The sequence below is a fragment of the Chthoniobacter flavus Ellin428 genome, assembly GCF_000173075.1.
Lineage (GTDB): Bacteria > Verrucomicrobiota > Verrucomicrobiia > Chthoniobacterales > Chthoniobacteraceae > Chthoniobacter > Chthoniobacter flavus.
Genome location: NZ_ABVL01000006.1, coordinates 106,957 through 127,631 on the forward strand (window position 1 = coordinate 106,957; position 20,675 = coordinate 127,631).

General features: G+C 61.6%; 21 protein-coding genes. 9 read left to right on the forward strand and 12 right to left on the reverse strand.

Annotated features, from left to right (window positions below; translation table 11 throughout):
- Nucleotides 1-284: 284 nt before the first annotated feature.
- The gene (locus CFE428DRAFT_RS11910; RefSeq protein WP_006979791.1) at nucleotides 285-2,258 is read right to left on the reverse strand and encodes an ATP-binding protein; all 1,974 of its coding nucleotides are present in this window, start codon (nucleotides 2,256-2,258) and stop codon (nucleotides 285-287) included.
- The gene (locus CFE428DRAFT_RS11915; RefSeq protein WP_006979792.1) at nucleotides 2,251-3,738 is read right to left on the reverse strand and encodes an ATPase domain-containing protein; all 1,488 of its coding nucleotides are present in this window, start codon (nucleotides 3,736-3,738) and stop codon (nucleotides 2,251-2,253) included. Before CFE428DRAFT_RS11915 ends, CFE428DRAFT_RS11910 begins: the two co-directional genes overlap by 8 nt.
- 171 nt (nucleotides 3,739-3,909) lie before the next feature.
- Between CFE428DRAFT_RS11915 and CFE428DRAFT_RS11920 the strand changes: the two genes are divergently transcribed.
- The 3 genes from CFE428DRAFT_RS11920 (at nucleotide 3,910) to CFE428DRAFT_RS11930 (ending at nucleotide 5,785) form a co-directional block, all read left to right on the forward strand.
- Nucleotides 3,910-4,743, forward strand: coding sequence for a PhzF family phenazine biosynthesis protein (locus CFE428DRAFT_RS11920; RefSeq protein WP_006979793.1), 834 nt, complete (start codon nucleotides 3,910-3,912; stop codon nucleotides 4,741-4,743).
- A gap of 160 nt (nucleotides 4,744-4,903) precedes the next feature.
- On the forward strand, nucleotides 4,904-5,434 hold the full coding sequence (locus tag CFE428DRAFT_RS11925; protein WP_006979794.1) for an SRPBCC family protein: 531 nt from the start codon (nucleotides 4,904-4,906) through the stop codon (nucleotides 5,432-5,434).
- A 3-nt stretch (nucleotides 5,435-5,437) separates the two neighbouring features.
- A complete protein-coding gene (locus CFE428DRAFT_RS11930) occupies nucleotides 5,438-5,785 on the forward strand; it encodes an ArsR/SmtB family transcription factor (protein ID WP_006979795.1) in 348 nt (115 codons plus the stop codon).
- Between the two features lie 68 nt (nucleotides 5,786-5,853).
- Here the strand turns inward: CFE428DRAFT_RS11930 and trxA are convergent, their stop codons facing one another.
- A complete protein-coding gene (gene trxA / locus CFE428DRAFT_RS11935) occupies nucleotides 5,854-6,183 on the reverse strand; it encodes a thioredoxin (RefSeq protein ID WP_006979796.1) in 330 nt (109 codons plus the stop codon).
- A 26-nt stretch (nucleotides 6,184-6,209) separates the two neighbouring features.
- Nucleotides 6,210-6,962, reverse strand: a complete 753-nt coding sequence (locus tag CFE428DRAFT_RS11940; RefSeq protein ID WP_006979797.1) for a hypothetical protein — start codon at nucleotides 6,960-6,962, stop codon at nucleotides 6,210-6,212.
- Between the two features lie 218 nt (nucleotides 6,963-7,180).
- Here CFE428DRAFT_RS11940 and CFE428DRAFT_RS11945 point away from each other — a divergent pair, with 218 nt between their 5' ends.
- Nucleotides 7,181-8,128, forward strand: a complete 948-nt coding sequence (locus tag CFE428DRAFT_RS11945; protein ID WP_006979798.1) for an SDR family NAD(P)-dependent oxidoreductase — start codon at nucleotides 7,181-7,183, stop codon at nucleotides 8,126-8,128.
- Nucleotides 8,129-8,160: 32 nt separating this feature from the next.
- Here the strand turns inward: CFE428DRAFT_RS11945 and CFE428DRAFT_RS37240 are convergent, their stop codons facing one another.
- The 4 genes from CFE428DRAFT_RS37240 to CFE428DRAFT_RS11980 form a co-directional block, all read right to left on the reverse strand.
- Nucleotides 8,161-10,152 (reverse strand): hypothetical protein, encoded by a 1,992-nt coding sequence (locus tag CFE428DRAFT_RS37240; RefSeq protein WP_157447488.1) that lies wholly within the window; start codon nucleotides 10,150-10,152, stop codon nucleotides 8,161-8,163.
- Between the two features lie 260 nt (nucleotides 10,153-10,412).
- Complete coding sequence (locus tag CFE428DRAFT_RS11970; RefSeq protein ID WP_006979800.1) at nucleotides 10,413-11,303, reverse strand: hypothetical protein; 891 nt, start codon at nucleotides 11,301-11,303, stop codon at nucleotides 10,413-10,415.
- A 207-nt stretch (nucleotides 11,304-11,510) separates the two neighbouring features.
- Entirely contained in the window at nucleotides 11,511-11,897 is a 387-nt protein-coding gene (locus CFE428DRAFT_RS11975; RefSeq protein ID WP_006979801.1) for a hypothetical protein, read from the reverse strand.
- 86 nt (nucleotides 11,898-11,983) lie between these two features.
- Nucleotides 11,984-12,934, reverse strand: coding sequence for a CHAD domain-containing protein (locus tag CFE428DRAFT_RS11980; RefSeq protein WP_006979802.1), 951 nt, complete (start codon nucleotides 12,932-12,934; stop codon nucleotides 11,984-11,986).
- Between the two features lie 232 nt (nucleotides 12,935-13,166).
- On the opposite strand from CFE428DRAFT_RS11980, the gene CFE428DRAFT_RS11985 reads away from it, so the two are divergent.
- The 4 genes from CFE428DRAFT_RS11985 (at nucleotide 13,167) to proS (ending at nucleotide 16,696) form a co-directional block, all read left to right on the forward strand.
- The gene (locus CFE428DRAFT_RS11985; RefSeq protein WP_006979803.1) at nucleotides 13,167-14,285 is read left to right on the forward strand and encodes a M20 family metallopeptidase; all 1,119 of its coding nucleotides are present in this window, start codon (nucleotides 13,167-13,169) and stop codon (nucleotides 14,283-14,285) included.
- Nucleotides 14,282-14,536: a hypothetical protein gene (locus tag CFE428DRAFT_RS11990; protein WP_006979804.1), complete on the forward strand. Its 255-nt coding sequence runs from the start codon at nucleotides 14,282-14,284 to the stop codon at nucleotides 14,534-14,536. Before CFE428DRAFT_RS11985 ends, CFE428DRAFT_RS11990 begins: the two co-directional genes overlap by 4 nt.
- Complete coding sequence (locus CFE428DRAFT_RS11995) at nucleotides 14,523-15,107, forward strand: hypothetical protein (RefSeq protein ID WP_006979805.1); 585 nt, start codon at nucleotides 14,523-14,525, stop codon at nucleotides 15,105-15,107. The genes CFE428DRAFT_RS11990 and CFE428DRAFT_RS11995 overlap by 14 nt, the downstream gene beginning before the upstream one ends.
- Before the next feature lie 62 nt (nucleotides 15,108-15,169).
- Nucleotides 15,170-16,696, forward strand: a complete 1,527-nt coding sequence (gene proS, locus CFE428DRAFT_RS12000) for a proline--tRNA ligase (RefSeq protein WP_006979806.1) — start codon at nucleotides 15,170-15,172, stop codon at nucleotides 16,694-16,696.
- Nucleotides 16,697-16,706: 10 nt separating this feature from the next.
- Here the strand turns inward: proS and CFE428DRAFT_RS12005 are convergent, their stop codons facing one another.
- The 4 genes from CFE428DRAFT_RS12005 to CFE428DRAFT_RS12020 form a co-directional block, all read right to left on the reverse strand.
- Nucleotides 16,707-17,174: a thioredoxin family protein gene (locus tag CFE428DRAFT_RS12005; RefSeq protein WP_006979807.1), complete on the reverse strand. Its 468-nt coding sequence runs from the start codon at nucleotides 17,172-17,174 to the stop codon at nucleotides 16,707-16,709.
- Nucleotides 17,175-17,214: 40 nt separating this feature from the next.
- Nucleotides 17,215-18,120 carry a DMT family transporter gene (locus CFE428DRAFT_RS12010; protein ID WP_006979808.1) on the reverse strand — a complete coding sequence of 302 codons (906 nt, stop codon included), beginning with the start codon at nucleotides 18,118-18,120 and terminating at the stop codon, nucleotides 17,215-17,217.
- 173 nt (nucleotides 18,121-18,293) lie between these two features.
- Nucleotides 18,294-18,746 carry a hypothetical protein gene (locus tag CFE428DRAFT_RS33500; protein WP_006979809.1) on the reverse strand — a complete coding sequence of 151 codons (453 nt, stop codon included), beginning with the start codon at nucleotides 18,744-18,746 and terminating at the stop codon, nucleotides 18,294-18,296.
- Between the two features lie 29 nt (nucleotides 18,747-18,775).
- Entirely contained in the window at nucleotides 18,776-20,014 is a 1,239-nt protein-coding gene (locus CFE428DRAFT_RS12020; RefSeq protein ID WP_006979810.1) for a glucuronate isomerase, read from the reverse strand.
- Between the two features lie 92 nt (nucleotides 20,015-20,106).
- On the opposite strand from CFE428DRAFT_RS12020, the gene CFE428DRAFT_RS12025 reads away from it, so the two are divergent.
- A complete protein-coding gene (locus CFE428DRAFT_RS12025) occupies nucleotides 20,107-20,673 on the forward strand; it encodes a Uma2 family endonuclease (protein ID WP_006979811.1) in 567 nt (188 codons plus the stop codon).
- Nucleotides 20,674-20,675: the final 2 nt, after the last annotated feature.

Genomic DNA, 20,675 nt, shown 5'->3' on the forward strand with positions numbered 1-20,675 from the left:
GCAAAAACGAATGATTCCGACGCGTGGGAACGAATAGTGAATGGGCGCGCCTCTGTGCTCCTTTTCCTGCAGTTGCTAACCTGAAAAGTGTACGCAGCCTGCGGAAATTTTTTTCAACCGCAAATGGACGCGAATAGGCACGAATGGCCCAATGCATACGCCAACAATTCTCTGCGGCCCTCTGCGTTCTCGGCGTCCTCTGCGTTTAAATGGATGGGGCCTTTGGTTGCGGCTTCGCCGCGCTGCGCCTCTGCGTTTTCCTTTCGCCCTCAACGAACACCGAACTACCGCTCGCTTGATGTGAGCTGCTGGATGGTCGCGGAGAGGCGTTGCCAGTCGACGGGCTTCGTGACGTGGCTCTTGAAGCCGGCTTCGAGGCATTCGCGGACGTCGGAATCCATGCCGTAGCCGCTGAGGGCGATGCTGGGCATGGCGTGGCCGTCGAGGCTGCGGACAAGGTCCATGCCGCTGCCGTCGGGCAGGCCGAGGTCGCTGATCAGGAGATCGAAGCTTTGGGCTTCGAGAAATTCGCGCGCTTCGCGGACGCGACTGGTCGGAACCACTTCATGTCCGGCGCGACGCAATAGCCGCGTGAGGACAGCGAGCGTAGTTTCGTGATCTTCCAGCAGCAGAATCCGCAGCGGCTCTGCAGGCAGCGCGACGCCGGGGACTTCCGCTTCCGGCTTGGACGGCGCGGAGGCGCAGGCGTCGAACTCGACGGTGAAGGTGGCGCCGCGATTCTGGCCTTCGCTGTGGGCGTGGATCTGGCCGTTGTGCAATTCGACGAGTGCCTTGGAAATGGCGAGCCCCAGGCCGAGACCACCAAAGCGCTTGGTGACTGAGCGGCCGCCCTGTTCGAAGGCGTCGAACAAATGCGGCAGCTTTTCCGGGGCAATGCCGATGCCCTCGTCGCGTACCTCGATAGCCACGCGGTTTGGCCGGGGATTGGAGGTGCGTATGTTCACGCGCGAGCCGTTCGGGCTGAACTTCAGCGCATTATTGATGAGGTTCCAAAAGATCTGCTGCAGTCGCGCGCGGTCCGCCTGCAGGTGGTGTTGCTTCGCGCCAGTCTCGAGACAAACCACGATCTGGCGCCGCACAGTGTCATTCGCCGTGCAGATTTCCAACGCTTCCTGCAGCACGAGGTGCACATCGACCATTTCGGTATGCAGCTCGATCTTGCCGCGCGAGACACGGGTGAGGTCGAGCAGATCGTCGATTAACCGCGCTTCCAGTTCCACGTTACGGCGGATCATGGCGAGATCGTCGCGCAAATCCGCCGGCAACGTGGGATTGGTCACGTGATCGGCCAGCGACATGAGCACCGGGGTGAGCGGGGTGCGCAATTCGTGGGAGAGCGTCGCCAAAAAATGATCCTTCGCCGCATTGGCCGCTTCGGCCTGGGCCATGGCTTCGCGGATGCGTTCTTCGTTGCGTTTGCGCTCGGTAATATCGACCGCGGTGCCGGTGAAGCGTACCGCCCGCCCATCGGCAAACGTCGTACGGCCACGTGCGGCGATCCATCGCTCCACTCCGTCCGTGAAACCGATGGTGCGATACTCCTCGTCCATGCGCCCGTTGCCCTCGGGGGAGAGCATGGCCGCGATCACGCCATCCATGCGCACACGATCATCGGGATGCAGGCCGGCGAGAAAGACCTGGTAATTCACGGTGGCGCCCGGCGGCAGGCCGAAGTGGGCGCGGCAGTGGTCGTTCCAGATCAGCTCGCCGGTGAGGGGGAAAAAATCCCACGTGCCGACGTTCGCCGCATCGGTGGCCAGGCGCAGACGTTCCTCGCTTTCCGCGAGGGCACGCTGGGCGGCTTCGCGCTCGGCGAGGAGATCGCGCACCTGCCATTGCCGCTGGCGGGAACGCAGGGCGGCCTCCACGCTGGAAATGAGCGTCGTGGTGGAAAAGGGGCGCTCCAGCAGCGTGACGAACGTTGCCGGGCGCAAGCGGATCACGATCGCTGTCGCGTGTTCGCGCGGCGCCGAGTGTGTGAGCAACAGAATGGGCAGATCGGACCACGTTGGCTGGGCGCGTAGCGCCGCCAGAAAGCTGGCGAACTCGGGGCTGGCGAGCGCTTCTTCCGCCAGCAGCACGGCGCCGGCATCGCAATTGATCCGCGTCGCCAGATCGGCCAGATTCAAGCAGATGAGCGTGGGCACACCGGTCCGCCCGAGCACATCGGCGGCGAGAAATGCATCCCGCCCCGTCGGCGCGGCGATAAGGACTTGTCCGGAGGGGCGATCAGCCATCGCGTTTGTTGATCATTTTGGACGGATCCCCATGGAAGAACGGCGTGCCCGAAAGGACGCCGTGGAAGTCGGACAGCGGTTCGCCCACGCGCACGCCGTGTTGCGAGACACTCATCTCGCGGATGAAACGTTCGTGGGCTCCACTGCGTTTCTTCATGACCGAGATGGCCTGGCGAAGTTCACCCTGGGCTTCGAAGTGGCGCAGCAGGATGACGGTGTCGGCGAGATAGGTGAGGTCAATGGGCATCTGCATATGTCCGATGAGGCCCGTCTGCTCACCGAGCATGAGCATGGTGGCGCTGTGGGCGGAACAAAAGGAACACAGTTCATGGAGGTGGAGCGTAAGATGGTGCTCCTCCGGCATGGCGGCAAGGTACCCGTTGAGACTATCGATGATGACCAGCCGGACTCCCTCGCGCACTTGGTTGCGGACGCGATGGGCCAGTTCACCGGGACTGACTTCGGCGGGGTCGATTTGGGTGACGCGGATGGTACCGTTTTCGATATAGGTGGTGAGATCCGTCCCGACGAAGGCCGCGCGGGCGAGGAAAAGCGCGCGGGTTTCGTCGAAGGAAAAAATCTCCACCCGTTCGCCGCGTTTCGCTGCGGCCAGGGCGTAGATGGTGGCGATCACGGATTTTCCCGTGCCAGCCGGGCCAATGAGCAGATTGCTCGTGCCGGCATCCAGGCCGCCGCCGAGGAGGGAGTCCAATCCCGCGACCCCGCTGGTGAGCCGGCCTTGATGTGAGGGTTTCCGATCTTCCGCGGCGACGAGCCGCGGGAAGACTTCGATTCCACCCGGGCGAATGAGGTAGTCATGATAGCCACCGCGGAAATTCACTCCGCGGAGCTTGAGGATGCGCAGGCGGCGCCGCTCGGCGCCATAGTCCGGCGCCAGATTTTGCAAGGTGACCACTCCGTGGGCGATGCTCTGAGCTTCGAGATCGCGGGCTACGTCCACGCCATCGTCCAGCAGGAGGACGGTCGTCTTGCGACCCGAGAAAAATTGTTTCAGCGCAAGGAGTTGGCGCCGGTACCGTAACGCGCTGCCGGCCAGCAGCCGGAGTTCCGAGAGTGAATCGAGGACTACCCGCTGCGGTTGCACTCGTTCGACCTCGTCGAGGATGACCCGGGTGATTTCATTCAGCTCGATCTCCGAAGGGTGAAAAAGCGTGCTCTCCGAATCCTCGGTGAGCTGTTGCGCGATGGCCGAAAGTTCCACGATATCGATTCCCTCGAGCGACCAGCCATGCGAGCGCGCGACTTCGGTGAGCTCGTCGCGAGTCTCCGAGAGCGTGACGTAGAGCGTTCGCTCTCCCTGACGTTTTCCTTCGAGCAGAAATTGAATGGAAAGGGTGGTCTTTCCGACTCCGGGATCGCCGAGGATGAGATAAAAGCGGTTGGGGGGCAAACCACCGGCAAGAACGTGGTCGAGGCCTTCGATTCCCGTCAGACAAGGGGTGAAAGACGCTGCGGACATGTTACGTGAATTGGCGTAGAGAGGCGGGAAAGGGGTTTTCAACCAATGATCGCCGGAACCCGCGGAAGTGCGCTTATAGGTGCGGGAAGAAATGTGTAACGGAGCGAGGCGTAGTATCGAACGGCGTGCAAGCGGCCGAAATCCGGAGCGCATCCCTCCGAGTGTCATAGCATGCCTTTCCCGTTGTCCACGTGGGAACGCATCTGCCACAGTCGGCATGTGAAGCTCTCCTATTTCCAAGTCGACGCTTTTACCAAACGGGTTTTTGGCGGGAATCCCGCCGGCGTGTGTCCTCTCGATGAATGGTTGCCGGATGACGTGCTGCAGCACATCGCGGGAGAGAACAATCTTTCCGAGACGGCGTTTTTCGTCGGACGCGATGGGAACTACGATCTGCGCTGGCTGACGCCCACGGTCGAGGTCGATCTCTGCGGCCACGCCACGCTCGCGGCGGCGCATGTGATCTTTCGCGAGCTCGGATATCGCGGGGAAAAGATTCGCTTTCAGACGCGGATCGGCGAACTCGGGGCTTCGCAAGATGGGGACCTGATCACGCTCGATTTTCCTTCATGGGCGGCGAAGCGTTGCGACCAGATTCCGGCGGCGATAACCGGCGCGCTCGGCTGGGTGCCGCGCGAGCTTTTGAAGACGCGCGATTACCTCGCGGTGTTTGGCAATGAGGAGGAAATCCTCAGCCTCAAGCCGGATCCCAAGGAACTGGAGCGGCTGGATTGCCTCGGTGTGATCTGCACGGCACCGGGGACGGATTGCGATTTTGTCTCGCGCTTTTTCGCGCCCGGCGCCGGCGTGCCGGAGGATCCGGTGACGGGTTCCGCGCACAGCACGCTCATCCCGTACTGGAGCGCGCGGCTGGGCAAAAAGAAGCTCCTCGCCCGGCAACTCTCGCAGCGCCGCGGCGAGCTTTTCTGCGAGGATCGCGGGGAGCGGGTCGGGATTGGTGGGCACGCCGCACTTTACAGTCGGGCGCAGTTGGAAGTGGCGTAGGTCTTGTAGCCGGGGTCGGTGAACTCTGGACCGGCCTCACTGGGGCCGACTATAGCGCGCCCGGTCCGAGAGATCGGGCATCGAGCGGGACATGGCAATAATTTAGCGGCATCTAAAATGTCGTTTGACACTTTAGTAATATCTAAATTATGTAGAAGACATGACTGACAAATTCAACGCTGCCGCCCGCAAGGGTCGGGTCATTATCGAAGGCGATCACGCCACCATCATTTTCGAACGGCTGCTTCATCACGCTCCGGAGTTGGTGTGGAACGCGATTACCAACCCCGAGGAGTTGAAGGAGTGGCTGATGTGTTCCTCGGCCAAGATCGATGGGCGCACGGGCGGATCGGTGGACATGGTTTCCGGTCCGGCGCAGTTTCATGCGACCGGCAAGATTCTCACCTGGGATCCGCCGCGGGTTTATGAGCACGAATGGAAAGTGGCGGCGGTGCCGCACATGCCGAACGGCGAGGAGGCGATTTTCCGCTATGAGCTGGCGCCGCAAGGCGAGGATACCTTGCTAACGGTGACGTATCGCCGGCTCACCGCGCAGACAGCACGTGGCTTTGCGCCCGGTACCCATGTGCTGCTTGACCGGCTGGAAGCGCAACTGGACGATGCCCCCCTGCCAGGCTGGATGCCACGATTCGAAGAACTCATAGCGTTGTATCCCGCGTGGTCGAACTGACCCATGCGCCCCATCCAAGAGAAGGATGTCTTTCACGCGATCGCCCATTCCGCACGGCGCACCATTCTCGTTTCGCTCCGTGACGGGGAGAAGCCGGCCAGTGCACTGGCGAAGCCATTTGGTGTTTCCTTTTCGGCGATCTCGCAGCACCTGAAAATCCTCAAGGACGCCGACCTCGTCGCCGAACGGCGCGAGGGCCGGCAGCGGATCTATCATCTCAATTCCAAGCCGTTGAAGGACGTGTGGAATTGGATCGAGGATTTCCAGCAGGTGTGGAGTGCGCGCCTGGATGCGCTGGAGGCGCATTTGGACAAGAAGCACGGGAAGGTGAAGGGGCGGCCGGCTCGCTGACGGGAGAAAAACAGAAACGCCGCGCTTCCTTGCGGAAACGCGGCGTTGAGAACTTTTTCTGTGGTCGCTTAGGCGAGCGAGTCGAGCTTGGCGACGATCTCGGTCTTGGGCTGGCGGCCGACCAATTGGCCCTGCACTTCGCCATTCTTGAAGAAGAGCAACGCGGGGATGGAATTGATGCGGTAGCGCGCGGCGACCTGCTGATTTTCGTCCACATTCACCTTGGCCACTTTCGCGGAGCCCGCCTTGGCGGTGGCGATCTCATCGATCACCGGCGAAAGCTGCACGCACGGACCGCACCACGGTGCCCAGAAATCCACGAGGACGGGTTTGTCCGACTTCAGGACTTCGGTGTCAAAATTGGCATCGGTGACGGTGACGACGTTTGCGTTGGCCATGAGGTAATTGAGGTGGTGTGAAAGAATCAGGAAACCGAACTCGCGCTGTAGGCCCAGAAGACGAGGCCGAGCGAGATGAGTGAGATGAGGAGGGCAGCGATGCTGAGGATATTGACCATGCCATCCGGTTCGGCCTCGGCTGCGGCGCCCACGGCAGCAGTGCCGAGGGTCGGGACGGGCTGGAGGCTGCTGGCGCTGGTCACCGAGGCGGCCGGTTGCTTCACCAGCGGCTGGGTCTGCTGCATCTTGACCGTGGCCTTCGGCAGGGCGGGCTTGCCGCTTTCCGGCGGGAGCGTGATGCGCGCGGTTTCCTTCTTCGGAGCCGCAGCTCTCTGCGTCACAGGTTCGACAGCCGGATTGGAGCCACTGGCAGGCTTGGCCACACTGGCCGGCGGAGGCGTCGGCTTGAGCGGGACGGTCGGCTTGGCGCCGAGCGACGGCGGCTTCGGCGGAGGATTGACGCCGCTCATCGGCTTCATCGCGCCTGAACCCACCGGCGACGGCGGCTTGGGCGGAGGCGGAACGAAAGGCTTGCCCGCGCCGGCCGGCGGAGCGGAAATGGTTGCCGCTTCGGAGGCGGGCGGAATCTTGGTCGTTTCCTTCTTGGGAGCGCTGCTGGCGCCAGGAGTCGAGGCAGGCTTGCCAGGGAGGTTAATACGTACGGTCTCACGCTTGGCCGTCGGCTGATCCGGCTTCGGCGGCAGCGTGATGCGGATCGTCTCCGCTTTCGTAGCGTCTTCTGTGGATTCGGAGGGGGCGGGAGGAAGTTCGTCTGACATAATTTTTTTTGGCGCGTTGGGTTACATGTCACCGGTGGATTTGGCTGTCAATACGATTGTCCCCTCGGAGCGGATTTAGTGCCAGGGGCAAGAGCCAAGTGGGCAACACAATCTACGTTGGGCAGGGGGAACACTTGGCTCTCGTTACTTGGCTCTTGGCACTTCCCCCCGGCTCTTGGCTCTTGGCACTCCGCCTTTCCCTCCGTTAACCTTTGCCGATGAAGATCCTCCTCACTGGCGGCGCCGGGTTTATCGGTTCCAATTTTGCCGACCTTCTCCTGAAAGAAGGCCATACCCTCAGCGTCTTCGATGATTTCAACACTTTCTACGATCCGGCCATCAAACGGGCGAATATCGCCGGTTTTGGCAAGGATGTGCCGGTTTATGAGGCCGATTTGCGGGATTGGGAGGCCGTGGAACGGGCAGTGCGGGAGCAGAAGCCGGATTGCATCGTGCACCTGGCGGCCCGGGCGGGGGTGCGCCCGTCGATCAAGGAGCCGAAGCTTTATATCGATACGAACATCACCGGCACCTGGCACATTCTGGAGGCTGCGCGGCTGCACAATGTCCCGCGGGTGGTCTCGGCGTCGAGTTCTTCGGTCTATGGTGTGATCAAGACAGCGCCCTTCTCGGAGGATATGCTCATTAACCAGACCATCTCGCCTTATGCGGCGACGAAAATGGCGACGGAGCAGTTTTGCTCAAACTACAGCCATCTCTACGGCATCCGCACGATCTCGCTGCGCTTCTTCACCGTCTACGGACCGCGGCAGCGTCCCGACCTGGCCATCCATTCCTTCACGAAGAGCATTTGGGAAGGAAAGCCGATCAACCAATTTGGCGACGGCACCACCCGGCGGGACTACACTTACGTAGACGATATCCTGCAAGGAATGCGCGCGTGCCTCACTTACGATGGCGCGCTGTGCGATGTCTTCAATCTCGGCGAAAGCCAGACGACGACGCTGAATGAGCTCATTGCGGCGATCGAGCAGGCGCTCGGCAAAAAGGCGATCATCAACAAGATGCCCGAACAGCCCGGCGACGTGCCACTCACCTACGCGAATATCGACAAAGCGCGCCGCCTGCTCAGCTACGACCCGCACACGAAGATCGCCGAAGGCATCCCGAAATTCGTCGAGTGGTTTCACTCGGTGAGGAAGTAACTGCGGCGCCGGCCGCATCAGCGGCGATCTGTCTACATGCGATCACCCTTGATCCGCGTATTTTGACGCGGGCGGATGACGGAGGGGGGCGGAGCCGAAACTGGTTTTGATTCCGGCTTTGGCTCGGGCTCAGGCTGGGCTGGTGGTGGCGGCGGAGCCGATGGCGGTTGGGGTTGAGCGGGAACCGGAGGCTGTGGCTTTGGCTGTGCCTGAGGTGGTGGCTCTGCGGGCTTTGGTGAAGCTGGTGGTGCAGGCGCAGGTGGTGCCGGAGGAGGGGGTGTTTGAGCCACCTTGGGGGGAGGTGGAGGAGAGGGAGGACGAATGGGTGCTGCCGGCGATGCCGGCCTGGCGGGCATTTTAAGAACCGTGGGCGCTTCGGCTTCCACCTGCGCCGGCTTTTGAGGCGCAGGTTGCTGCGGTGGGGGTGTCAACGGCAAACGCGGCGGCGGAGCCTGCGTCACCGCCGGCTTGGGCGCTGGTGGTGGTGGAGGAGGTGGAGGAGGTGGCGGTGTAGCCGGGTGCGATCCTGGAACCGCCGCTTTTTGAGGCGGCTGAACAGGCGATTGTTTGAGAGGAACCCGCTGCAGGGGAGCCGGTGATGGTGCTGGGCCTTGCGGAGTTTGCTGCTTCGGCGGTGTGAAGGGAAATTTGGGCGGCGGCGCTTGCGGGGCCGGGCTGGGTGCGGATGCAGCAGGGGAGGCAGGTTGGGGCGCTTTTGGCGGAGCGGCAGGTGCAGGCTTCTGACTCTTCGGAGCCGGGGCAACGGGTGCTGCCGGTGCCGGCGATGTGGCGCGAAGGGGTTGCGGTTTCCGAGGCAACGCCAATGGCGGGGCAGGAGCCGGCCGGGCTTCCTTGGATGGCGCGGCGGGCGACGGCTTTTGTTCCGGACGCTGAGGCCGGATGATGACCGTGGAACGTGGCGGTGGCGGCACGGGTTTTGGCGCCGCTGGTGCCGTCGAAGAAGCGGCTCCGGAATTTCCGGGCGCAGCCGGTGACGGCGGGATCCAGTCCTCGAGTTCCGACCATTCCTTCATCGCAGGCGAATGAGCCGCCGGCGCGGCCTCCGAGGGCGGGGATTTCTTGCGCCGCACGAAGAGGATGATCGGGACGAGGACGATCGCTCCGAAGACGCCGACGATGGTGAAAATCAGCACTGGATCGAGGTCCTTGCCAGCGTCCTGTGCTTTTTCTGTCGCTTGGGGCGTTGCCGCAGCGATCGCGGGCGTTGCCCCAGCGATTTGCGGTTTGGGTTCCGGTGTCGACTGAGGTTCGGCTGGCGTCGCCACCAGCCTTTTTGGGACTGAAAGACGAGGTCCAGGGACGGGCAACTGTGCGGGTGCGGCTTCCGGTCGGGAAGGAGCTGGCGCCGCAGCCTCCGGCTGGGCGGCGGCGACCGGTTTCGGTGCAGGTGTCGCGAGCGATTGAGGCGTGGGCGTCGTCGCCGCCGGAGCAGGCGTGGCCGCTGCCGCGACGGATGTCGCGGGAGTCTGTTCCGAGGTGGGCGGTGGCTTGAGGAAGCGGAAGCTGTCGATGATCCCGAAGATTTCCGGGTCTTCATCCGCCTTGCCGGAATTCCAGATCATGGCGCGCACCAGATAGAAATGCCCCGCGGTCGGAATGGTGCGCGACAGCGTGGAAATGTAGTTCCCCCGCCATTCACCCTCGCCAGTGCGCTCGTAGCTCTTGATGCCCTGGACGGTGATGAATTTTCCCGAAAGGCGTTTGTTGCCACCGGTGGTGCCGATCTTCTTCTCGTAATCCTCGACGAACTTCTCATCCAACCCGCCGGGCGGCGGCGTGTCGTTGTCCACGAAGACAAGGACCATGTGCTTCCGATCCGCTGAGAGGTAGAAAGAAGCCATCCCTTTCGTGGGATTGACGTCGCTGACATCTTCCCAGCCTGCGGGCATTTCGAGGCTGTAATTATACTTCGGGTATTTCTTGAGCTCAGCGCCAAAGGTGGCAGCTGCAAAGGCAAGAAGGACACCGAAAACGATGGGGGGAAGCGTTCGGAATCGGGACAAGGTCATAAACCGCCGGCGTATCGCATGCGGCGCCCGGGAGTCTTGGGCGGGCAGTCGGTAATGTAAAGGTCAGGCATACCCTGATCCGCAGCGATTGCGCCTGCGAGAGTGGATAATCCGTGGAAATGAGAAATCATAGGTCGCGACCGAGTCGCGGAGCAGTACAACAGCATTCACCGAAGCGTTAGAAAAAGTAAAGCCACGTAGACGGGGAATCGCTGGGTGAGTTCGCAGGTCTGCGGATGGACGGCGTCGGTCGGTCAAATCCGTCGCAGATAAAGCGTGTGCTTGGGAAAGTTCAGCGTGACGACGTGTCGGGCGAAGAAGCGCAGGCCGAGGAAACTGTGATTGGCCGCGTCGACGACGAGTTGGTGAAACATCTCGCCATCGAAGGTGCCCTGCGGGAAACCAGCCTCGACGACCAGTCGGCCTTCACCGGAAGGAAACTGGCGCATCCACGCGGGCTGCTGCCGTTTCCAGGCGCGCTCGAAGAGCTGCGGCGGGATGACGGCATCGACGGTGCAACCGGTGTCCACCTGGTAGAGCATGGGGCCATTGCCGAGGAGATCCGCCTGGATGAAAATGCTGCTGCCCACCGTCTGGATCGGGTAGGGGCGGCCAAGCTCCGGGCCCGTGGCGCGCTCGGGATCGAGGAAGCGGATGGTGTGCGTCGAGAAATCGAGCTGGACGCAATAGTGTCGCAGACAATCCAGCCCGAGGATGCCGTCGATGCCGCGACCGGGCCAGACGCGGTGCAGGTCATCGCTCCACACGTGCGGGCCATTGAGGAGGAGGGTGTTATTCAGGAAGAGCCGCGGCGCATCGTGGATCTGCAAATTCGCGGCGCCCGACCACGCGTATTGCACCGGCTCAATGCCCAGCGACGGACCCAGCTTGCGGCGCACCGAGCTATTGAAAATGGTAATGGGCGAACCGGTATCGACAAGGAAGCGCCAGTTGTCGCCGCGCTCGCTCTGCAGGCGCAGGCAGAGCACGCGATCCGTGCCCAGCCCGCGATCGAAAGCTGTCTCCGGCGGTCGCCGGGGATGAAGCGCATCCGCCGGCTTCGGCGGCGCGACGGTGGCGCAGGAGGAAAGGAGTAGGGCGGCGAACGGAGCGAGGATGTGGCGAAGGAGACGGTGGAAATTCATGCGCGGGATGGGCGCGGAGAGGGAAATGACGAATGACGAAAAGGAGAAATCGAATGCAGGGCGCTGGATGAGGAGTGGCGTCGCCAATCTTTACGGTGCCCCGGCTTCCACGACCATCTTCATTCATCACATCACCCACCGCCCACCATTCGTCATTCGTTCCCGCCGCGCGGGATCATCCGCCATTTCCCTCCGCCCGCCGCCGGGTCATGCCAGATCCAATTGGTATTCCTCCATCAGCCAATGCTCCGCAGCTTCGGTTTCGCGGAAGACGCGGACGGAGAAAGAGTCGTCGACCAGCGTGGCGAACATCCGGCACATGCCGAAGACGGCGTCATTGGTCACGAGGATGGCGCGCGGGCCGGGTTTCGATTCGAGGGCCACGGCGAGCACCGCCTGGGCGGCCTGCCAGATCTGCGCGCTGGTCAAGTAGGGTGCTGAGACACCGCTCACATCGATGAGTTCGCGATAGGGCACCGTTTTATCGCGTTTCTGGGAAGCAAGATGGTTGACGATTTCCGGCACTTTGATGGGGCCTTTGGCCTCCGTGCGGACGATTTTCAACTCATGGTCGATGACGTAGGTGATAGGCATGCGCGGGGGTTTTAGTTCACATCGGGGGGTGATCGTGAAGTGGTTGGGGAAATCTGAAATTACTTCGGGTTTATACGAAGCAAGAGTCAGGCCGGAGTGGTCAGCCGTTCCGCCATGTGTCGCGCTTTTTTTCGGCGCAGACGATGGTCATCACGCCGCTCCTCTAATGAGTCGATGAACTCTCCGGGAGACTCAGGGAAAACCCGACCCGCCAGGTCGAAGGCGGCATCGAGCAATTCCTCCCGTCGCAGCCCAAGCATCTCAAAAAAGGCCTCGCGGGCCTCACCGCCGGAAATATCGCGTGGGTGTTTTTCGAGCAGGGCGCGCAGCACCACGAGATCGTGATCGTCCCCGAGGAATTCGCTGAGGACATCGAGTTCGCCGGCCAGTTCTTCCATGAAGGCCGGCGCCGCGCTGTGACAAAGGGTCACGTGATAGAGCAGGTCCTTGGTCCGCCGGCGCCAGGCGTGCAAGGTGCTGGGCTTCGGCTCGTCGCAGGCCTGGCGCCAGGCCTTCCGTGCCCGACGATAGCTGCGGCGCAGGGCGGCGCGCAGGTCCTTCCAGCGGTAGTCGTCGAGTTGCCATCCGGCGACGCGCACGCGGGCTTCGCGCAGGGTATCGAGCACCGCCTCGCAGCCGCCCGTTTTGTCCAGCTTGGCGCGGGCGCGCTTTTCCTCGGCGGCGAGCACGCGCGCCGCAGCCTGGATGATGGGCGGACGCCGCGTTTCGAAAAAGCGCTCGGCGATCTTTTCCAGCAGTGGAGTCAGCGCCTGGGCATCGCGCATCCGCTGAAACTCGCGCCCGGCATCGCGATAGAAATTTTGTTCGGCGCGGGTGCCTTTCGGTCCGAGCGGCTCGCGCAGCAGTTGCACCAGGGCGCGCAGTTTTTTGAAATGCTTGCGGGCTTCGTGGATCGCCTCGGTGGCTCCGCCGCGTTCGTAGGCCTGCAATTGCTCCTGGGCGGCCGCGATCTCCTGGTCGGCCACGCGCTGTAACTCGGCGCCGATGCGACCGTGGGTCTTGATGCAAAAACTCATGAAAAATCGAGAAGAGAGAGAACGGAATCGTAGCACCACGAATCCGTGCGCGTCCGCACTTATCGAAGTCGTTACGGGGATTTTACAATAGAGGAAGAGCAGAACATCCAACATCCAATCGAAGAAGCCCGCTGCGCACTTCGGTTACGCCATTGGATGTTGGGTGTTCGATGTTGGATGTTCAGCAAATCAGGCTGGCCGCGCCGGAAACCATCCGCGACACTCCCCGCCCATGTCCGCGCCGCGCAACGTCGTCGAACTTCTCCAGGAACTCGTCCGCATCCCCAGCGTGAATCCGCATGGGGACCCCGGCACAGATGGCATTGGAGAGGCGCGCATGGCCGGGTATCTGGCGGAATTTCTACGGGATATCGGCGCCGAGGTGGAATTGCGTGAGGTGCTGCTCGACCGGCCGAATGTGGTGGCGCGCTGGCCGGGAGACCGCGCCGGGAAACCGCGCGTGCTCTTGGCCCCACACACCGATACCGTGAGCGTGGGCGGCATGAGCATCGCCCCCTTCTCCGGCGAACTGCGGGATGGCAAAATCTGGGGACGGGGCGCGAGCGACACCAAAGGCCCGATGGCCTCGATGCTTTGGGCGCTCAAGGAAAACCGCGAAAAATTGTCAGGGTTGGAGCACGAGATTTGGTTTGCCGGGCTCATGAGCGAGGAGGCCGACCAGCATGGCTCCCGCGCCCTGGCCGCGCAGGAGCATTTCGATTTTGTCATCGCCGCGGAGCCGACGGGTCTCGAAGTGGTGCACACCCATAAGGGTTCGGCCTTCTTCAACCTGCGCACCACCGGCCGCGCCGGTCACGCTTCGCGGCCCGATCTGGGCAGCAACGCCATCGACAAGATGCTCGACGCCCTGGCCATCGTGCGCACGGAGTTTGCCGCTGAATTCGCGCAGCAGCGCGATCCCGTGTTGGGCTGCTCTACGCTGAGCATCGGGACCATTCGCGGCGGCACGAAGACCAATATCATCCCGGATTTCTGCGAGGCCACCGTGGACATGCGCTTCGTGCCCGCACATTACCAGCCGGGCATCATGGAGCGTTTCGGTCAGCGGCTAAAACAGGTGTGTCCGGATATCGAAGTCTCCTCGACTCCCGCGCCACCCCTCTACACCGACCCCTCACATCCGCTCATCGCGAAACTCGGCGAATGCGGCGCCAAACCCGTCGGCGCCCCCTGGTTCTGCGACGCCTGTTTCTTCGCCGAACGCGGCATGCCCGCCGTTGCGCTTGGCCCCGGCAGCATCGCCCAGGCTCACACCAGGGACGAATACATCGCCGTTGCGGATTTGGAGGCGGGCGTGGAATTTTTTGGTAGGTTTATTGGAAAGCTATGAAATCCGTGGATCTCCATATTCGTGAAGCTCCGTTGAAGGGACGCAACTATGCGGCGGATGAGCCGATGCATCCGTTACAGATTCGGGCTTATCGCAGGATGACGCCGGCGGAAAAATTGGATCGCATGGCTGCGCTTTACGAAAGTACACAGCAGTTTTTCGCTGCTGGAGTGCGCATGCGGCATCCAGACTGGAGTGAAGAACAAATAAAACGCGAGGTGCGCGATAGCATTCTCTATGGGGTTTCCTAAACCCTTCGTCTACTTCCTGGAGCCTATGGAAGTTTCAGAGCTTCCTTACTGCGTCACTGGGTCTGTGGCTGCCGGTATTTACGGACAAATTCGGACGACCCACGACATCGACTTGGTATTACTGATGGAGGTGAAGGATATCGCCAGGTTGCAGGCGGCGTTTCCAGAATCGGAATATTATGTGCCGCCCCAGGAAACGCTGGTGACAGAGCTCCGTCGCGGACAGCGTGGCTGCCTAAATCTTTACCATCACGAGAGCGGCTTCAAAGCCGACTTGTTCTTTGTCGTGCATGATCCGCTTCATCTGTGGGCGATGAAAAATCGTCGGAGGGTAGGTTATGGAGACCGCCAAATGTGGATCGCCCCGCCCGAATATGTCCTACTTCGCAAGCTGGAGTTCTTCCGGGAAGGGCGTCAGGATAAACACATCGGTGACATGCGCTTTATGCTCGCCGTGACCGAGATGGACCGCCCGTTCATTGAAGCCCAAGTGGAACGCCTCGGATTAAAAGACCAATGGGAAGAATTACTTGAAGCTTATCGAGCAACCTACCGAGAGAATTTCGACTGACTCATAATTCTGCACTTCCGCCGCCGCACATCTGCGCCTAGCTTGCTCCTCCCTTTTTGACCATGAGCCAGCCCCAAACCGCCATCACCCCACGCCGCGACGAAGATTTCCCCGAGTGGTACCAGCAGGTCGTGCGCGCCGCCGATCTCGCCGAGAATAGCGACGTGCGCGGTTGCATGGTCATCAAACCGTGGGGCTATGGCCTGTGGGAAAACATGCAGCGCATTTTCGACGGCATGCTCAAGGAGACCGGCCATCGCAACGCTTACTTCCCGCTCTTCATCCCGCTCTCGTATCTCGCGAAGGAAGCGGCGCACGTGGAAGGCTTCGCCAAGGAGTGCGCGGTGGTGACGCATCACCGGCTCGAGGCGGATGGCCGGGGCGGCCTGCGTCCCGCACCCGCCGCGGAACTCACCGAGCCGCTCATCGTGCGGCCCACCAGCGAGACGATCATCGGGGCCAGCTACGCGAAGTGGGTGCAGAGCTATCGCGACCTGCCCATTCTCATCAACCAATGGTGCAACGTCGTCCGTTGGGAAATGCGTCCGCGCCTTTTCCTGCGTACCGCGGAGTTCCTCTGGCAGGAAGGCCACACGGCGCACGAGTCCGCCGAACAGGCGCTGCAGGAGACCGACCTGATTCTCGGCCTCTACGAAAAATTCGCGCGCGATTACCTCGCGCTGCCGGTCATCACCGGCGAGAAGAGCGAGGCCGAGCGTTTCCCTGGCGCGGTGAAGACGCTGTGCATCGAGGCGATGGTGCAGGATCGCAAGGCCATCCAGGCCGGCACCTCGCACTTCCTCGGCCAGAATTTCGCCAAGGCCAGCGAGATCAAATTCCAGTCGCGCGAGGGCAAGGAAGAATACGCGTGGACGACGAGCTGGGGCGTGAGCACCCGGCTCATCGGCACGGTGCTCATGGCGCACTCGGATGACGACGGTCTCATCCTGCCGCCGCGCATTGCGCCCGCGCAGATCGTCATTCTGCCGATCGCGCCCAAGCCGGAGACGCGCGACGCCGTCTTTGCCGCGGCCGACAAGCTGGCCGCCGAACTGCGCGCGCAGACCGCCTTCGGCGAGAAGATTTCCGTCGAGGTCGACAAGCGCGACATCGGCGGCGGCACGAAGAGCTGGGAGTGGATCAAGAAGGGCGTGCCGATCCGCATCGAACTCGGACCACGTGACCTTGAAAAAGGCACCGTGGCCGTGGCGCGCCGTGACCGCGGACCGAAGGAAAAGGAATTCGTGCCGAATGCGGAGTTCGTCGCCAAGGCGGGTGCGGTGCTGGAGGAATTCCAGGCCGGCCTGCTCGCCCGCGCGGCGGCCTATCGCGATCAACACACCGTGAAGATCGACACCAAGGAAGAATTCTACGCCTTCTTTACGCCGAAGAGTTCCGACAAACCGGAAATCCACGGCGGCTTCGCCCTCGCGCACTGGAACGGTTCAAGTGCGGTCGAGGAGAAGATCAAGGAAGACCTCAAGGTCACGATCCGCTGCATCCCCTTCAACGCTCCCGAAGAAGACGGGAAGTGCATCCTCACCGGCGAGCCGAGCAAACGGCGCGTGGTCTGGGCGAAGTCGTACTGAGGCCCGCTTCTTACGAGTGCGGCTGCGCTTTGACGATCTTCTCGACGTCGCCGATGAACACATCCGGGCCGCCCGGCTTGTAGTCGACCGTGCCCAGCTTCTTGCCGTCCGGAGAAACAATCAGAATCGTGGGTAGCGCGATGTCACCCGTGAGATATTTGCTGACCAAGGGAGCGCCTTTGCGCGGCACGGAAATCGGATCGGGGAAATCCACCCGCAACAGGACGAATTTCTTCGAGTAATCCTCGAACTTCGGTGTGGAGAAGACTTCCTTGTGCAGCGCCATGCAAGCCGGACACCAGGTCGATCCGGTGAAATCGAGCAGAACGAGTTTGTTTTCCTTCTTCGCTTGAGCGAAGGCCGCCTTGCCGTCGTCCAGCCAGTGCAAGTTGTCCCTGGCGTCCGCGTTGAACAGCCAGAATCCGCCCATGCCCAGGAGGAAGAGCAGGAAAATCTTTAAGAACGTAGACTTGTGCATGCGGCAGGGTAGACGCGTTTCGTAAACGTGTCGTTCATTCTTAGTGGCTCGTTTGCAGGATCTTCATGGCCACCGCTCCAGCCACGGCGATGATCCCGCCGATGACCGCCCGCCGGGTTGGACGCGTTCCATCGATGAAAAAGGTGAGGATGATCGTGACCAGTGGGGAAGTGGCGACGATGGGCAGGACCAGTCCGCTGGGCGTGCTGCGCAGGGCCAATTGATAGCAGCCGACGCCGAGCGTGGGACCGGCCAGAGCGTTACCGAGGACGAAGACGCCGCCCTTCCGCCAGCGATCCGCGGGCTTCGGCGTGTCATCCTTCGGCAGGGTGCGGCGGAGGAGCAGGAAACCGATGATGGTCATGAGCAGGCCACCGATGATCCGTTGATAAGCCGCTGTGCCGCCATCGATGACATACCCAGTGAGCGCCGCAGCCTCATTGGCCTTGCGGCTCAGCACCGCACCACTCGCCTGGCCGAGTGCGGAGCCGATGCCGAAGAGGGTTCCGATCCAGAACGTGCGCGGTGACACATTCATGCCATGGTCCGGCGCCAGCGCCACCGCGACACCCACGAGAATCACGCCCGCGCAAACGAGATCCAAGGGGCGTACCGTGGTGCCGAGCCAAAGCCATTCGGCGAAGGCCGCGATGGGCGCAGCGAGACATTGCGTGATAAGGATGGACAGCCGCGGTCCGATGCGCGTCAACGCGCCGAAGAGAGCCATGTCGCCCAGCCCGAACCCGATGACCCCGCTGGCAAAAAACCACGGCAACCCTCCACCGTGCAGGCCTTGGCCGAAACAATGCGCCCAAATGGCCAGGATGACCGTGGCCAGGCTGATGCGCCCGAGATTCGCCGTCTGCCCACCGAGCAGGCGGGCGGAGCGCGCGGCGAAAATCACCGACAGCGAAAAGAAAATGGTGGTGAGAAACGCGGGCAGCACGTGGCGGAAGAGCCGGGCAGTTCAGCGCAGCGCGCGCGAACTGTCGAGAGTGGAGGCGGATGCTGTGGCGGCGGCCTGTGACCGTCGACGAATAGGAGGAATGGGAAAAATAGGAGGTATAGGACTCCTATAGTTCCTATCTCTCCTATTCCTCCTATCTCTTCGGGCAGTACCTACCGTAATTCGAAGCCATTCCCTGCCTTCGTATAACGAATCGCAATCGTGCTAAACCGCCCCTGCTCATCGTAGTAGGAATCGATATCGCCCCAGGCATATTTTCCCGCCTGTACACCGACCTCCGAAGCCAGCCAGCGCTCGTGAAAAGCCTTGCGGGCAAGCTCGCGTTCCTCCGACCAATTTTCCCATGAGGTGCCAAAGCAATGCGCGCCATGGCAAAGAGCGAGCGAGACAAGCTCTTCACCGTGAAACTGAACGACGATGACCAGCTCTGTGTACTTCTGCGGAATGGCCGGCAAGCGATAGCTGCACCACGGCTCGCTGCGCACAAAGACCCTCGCCTCGAAAAACTCCGGCGTCTGCAGGAACTGCGAGCGCGAAAGACCGGCCACGATGGTCGCCCCGATCTCGGGCAACGTGATGACGCCGGTCTCCTGCGTAATCGTCATGGCAACCTTCGCGCGCCGCGACGGACCCGCTAGCTCCTCAAGAACCGCTCCAGCGCACCGCCGAAGAGGTCGCGCACATCGCGCTCGATTTCGGCGCGCGTGGGTTCCCAACCGGTGGCGGCGAGGTCTTCGTATTTGTCCGCCAGCACTTTCCCGAGAATGCCTCGCGAATGCTGCCATTTGTAGACGAGCTGATCAAGCACCCGGCAATCGCTGTGCTGTGGCGTCATGCTCAGGCCGATGAGCTCGAGCCGCATGCGGGTGATCTCTTCGATGAGCGACGGGTTGTTCATGAACCACCAGCAGCCGAAGATGTGGAGATTGCGGAACTTGCGCGCGGCGATGCACAGCTCGTGCTGGTTTTCGCGCGAAAGCATTGTGCAGAGGAATTTGTTGTCGGGATATTCGACGCAGAGATTTTCCACCGCGGTGACATCGGCCTTGCCGAGGCTGTCGCCCGCCAGGCGCAGGCGTGGGTTCACATTGCGGCGCACGCCGATCATGAGCGCGAAGGCCTGGTTGTATTCGCGCCCGTGCGGCATGATCGCGTGCTGGATGAGCTGCGCGGTGTCGGTGTGTGCGGGGAAGGTGAAGTCGGGCGTGAGCGAGACCATGCAGTACTGCGCGTTGATCTTTTTCGTCCAATCGCCGAGGAAGCGGCGCACTTCGTCGAAGGTCCTGCTGGAGAAATCGACATTCACGTCGTAGCCCCAGTCGCGCAGCTTCGGCGCGGTATTGGGCCAGTCGAGGAGCAGGGGATCGATGCGCAGCGCGGCGACGAAACGCGGGTCGCGGGTAAAGCCGCGCTCCCACACCGGACGCTCGAGATCGTCGAATGGCGAGTTCGTCATGCAAATCTGGCGCACATTCGCGAGCTCCATGCAGCGGGTGATGAAGTCGTCGACCTTCCATTTGGCGAAGTGCTGGCGCAGCGCCGGGAGGTCGCGCTTCTTCACGTCGAGGCCGAGCGCATTCAGCGCGGTGAGCACGCCGCGGCACGCCTCGGAGATAGGCGAATGATCGATAAACAGCGCCTGCCAGATGGCATCGGCTTGCTGTGTCTTGGTCATCGACCAGAACTTGTCGTAGGGCATGTCGAACTGCCGGAAGCTCTCCGCAATGAGATAGTGATAGATCAGCAGATCATCGACGCCCCAGAGCAGCAATTCGCCGAAAGCGGGATCGTAAAGATGCGTATGAATGTCGTAAACCGGCGTGTGCTGAACGACGTCAGCTACGGTGTCGCGGAGAGCGGCGGGGGCGTGCATGACTTTGTTGTAAGCTCACGGGCGAAAAGTTCCATCTTCTTTCGCGGGGTTGGTCACTTGCTGAGAGAAGCGAAAACTGGCATGATCCGACCATGAGCAGTGTCATTGCCGCAGAAACTTATCGATGGACCGTGGGGGAATACCAACGGCTCGGCGAGACCGGTTTTTTCCATGAAGACGACCGGGTGGAACTGCTCAACGGAGACATCGTCATTATGGCCCCCATTGGAATCCGTCATATAAAAGCCGTTCGGAACCTCAATCGAGTGATGGTGCTCCGATACGACGGACGCGCCCTTGTGGACGTTCAGAGCCCGGTCGTCATTGATGGTCACTCCGAGCCGCAACCCGATATTCTGCTTTTACATCCCAGGGCCAAATCCCGGGAATCTCTTCCTATTCCCGAGGACGTGCTGGTGTTGGTCGAAGTCGCCGAATCTTCTCTCGCTTACGATTTGAAGGATAAGCGCCAAGCCTATGCGCGGGCCGGCATTGTGGAATATTGGTTGCTCGATCTCACCAAGAGCCAGATGTACGTCTTCTGTGATCCCACCGAGGAAGGTTATCGCAGCGAGAAGATCGTGGCCGCGAATGAATCGGTCGCTCCGCTGGCGTTCCCAAATGAGCCGATTGCGTTGAGCGAGCTACTCGCTCCCTAACG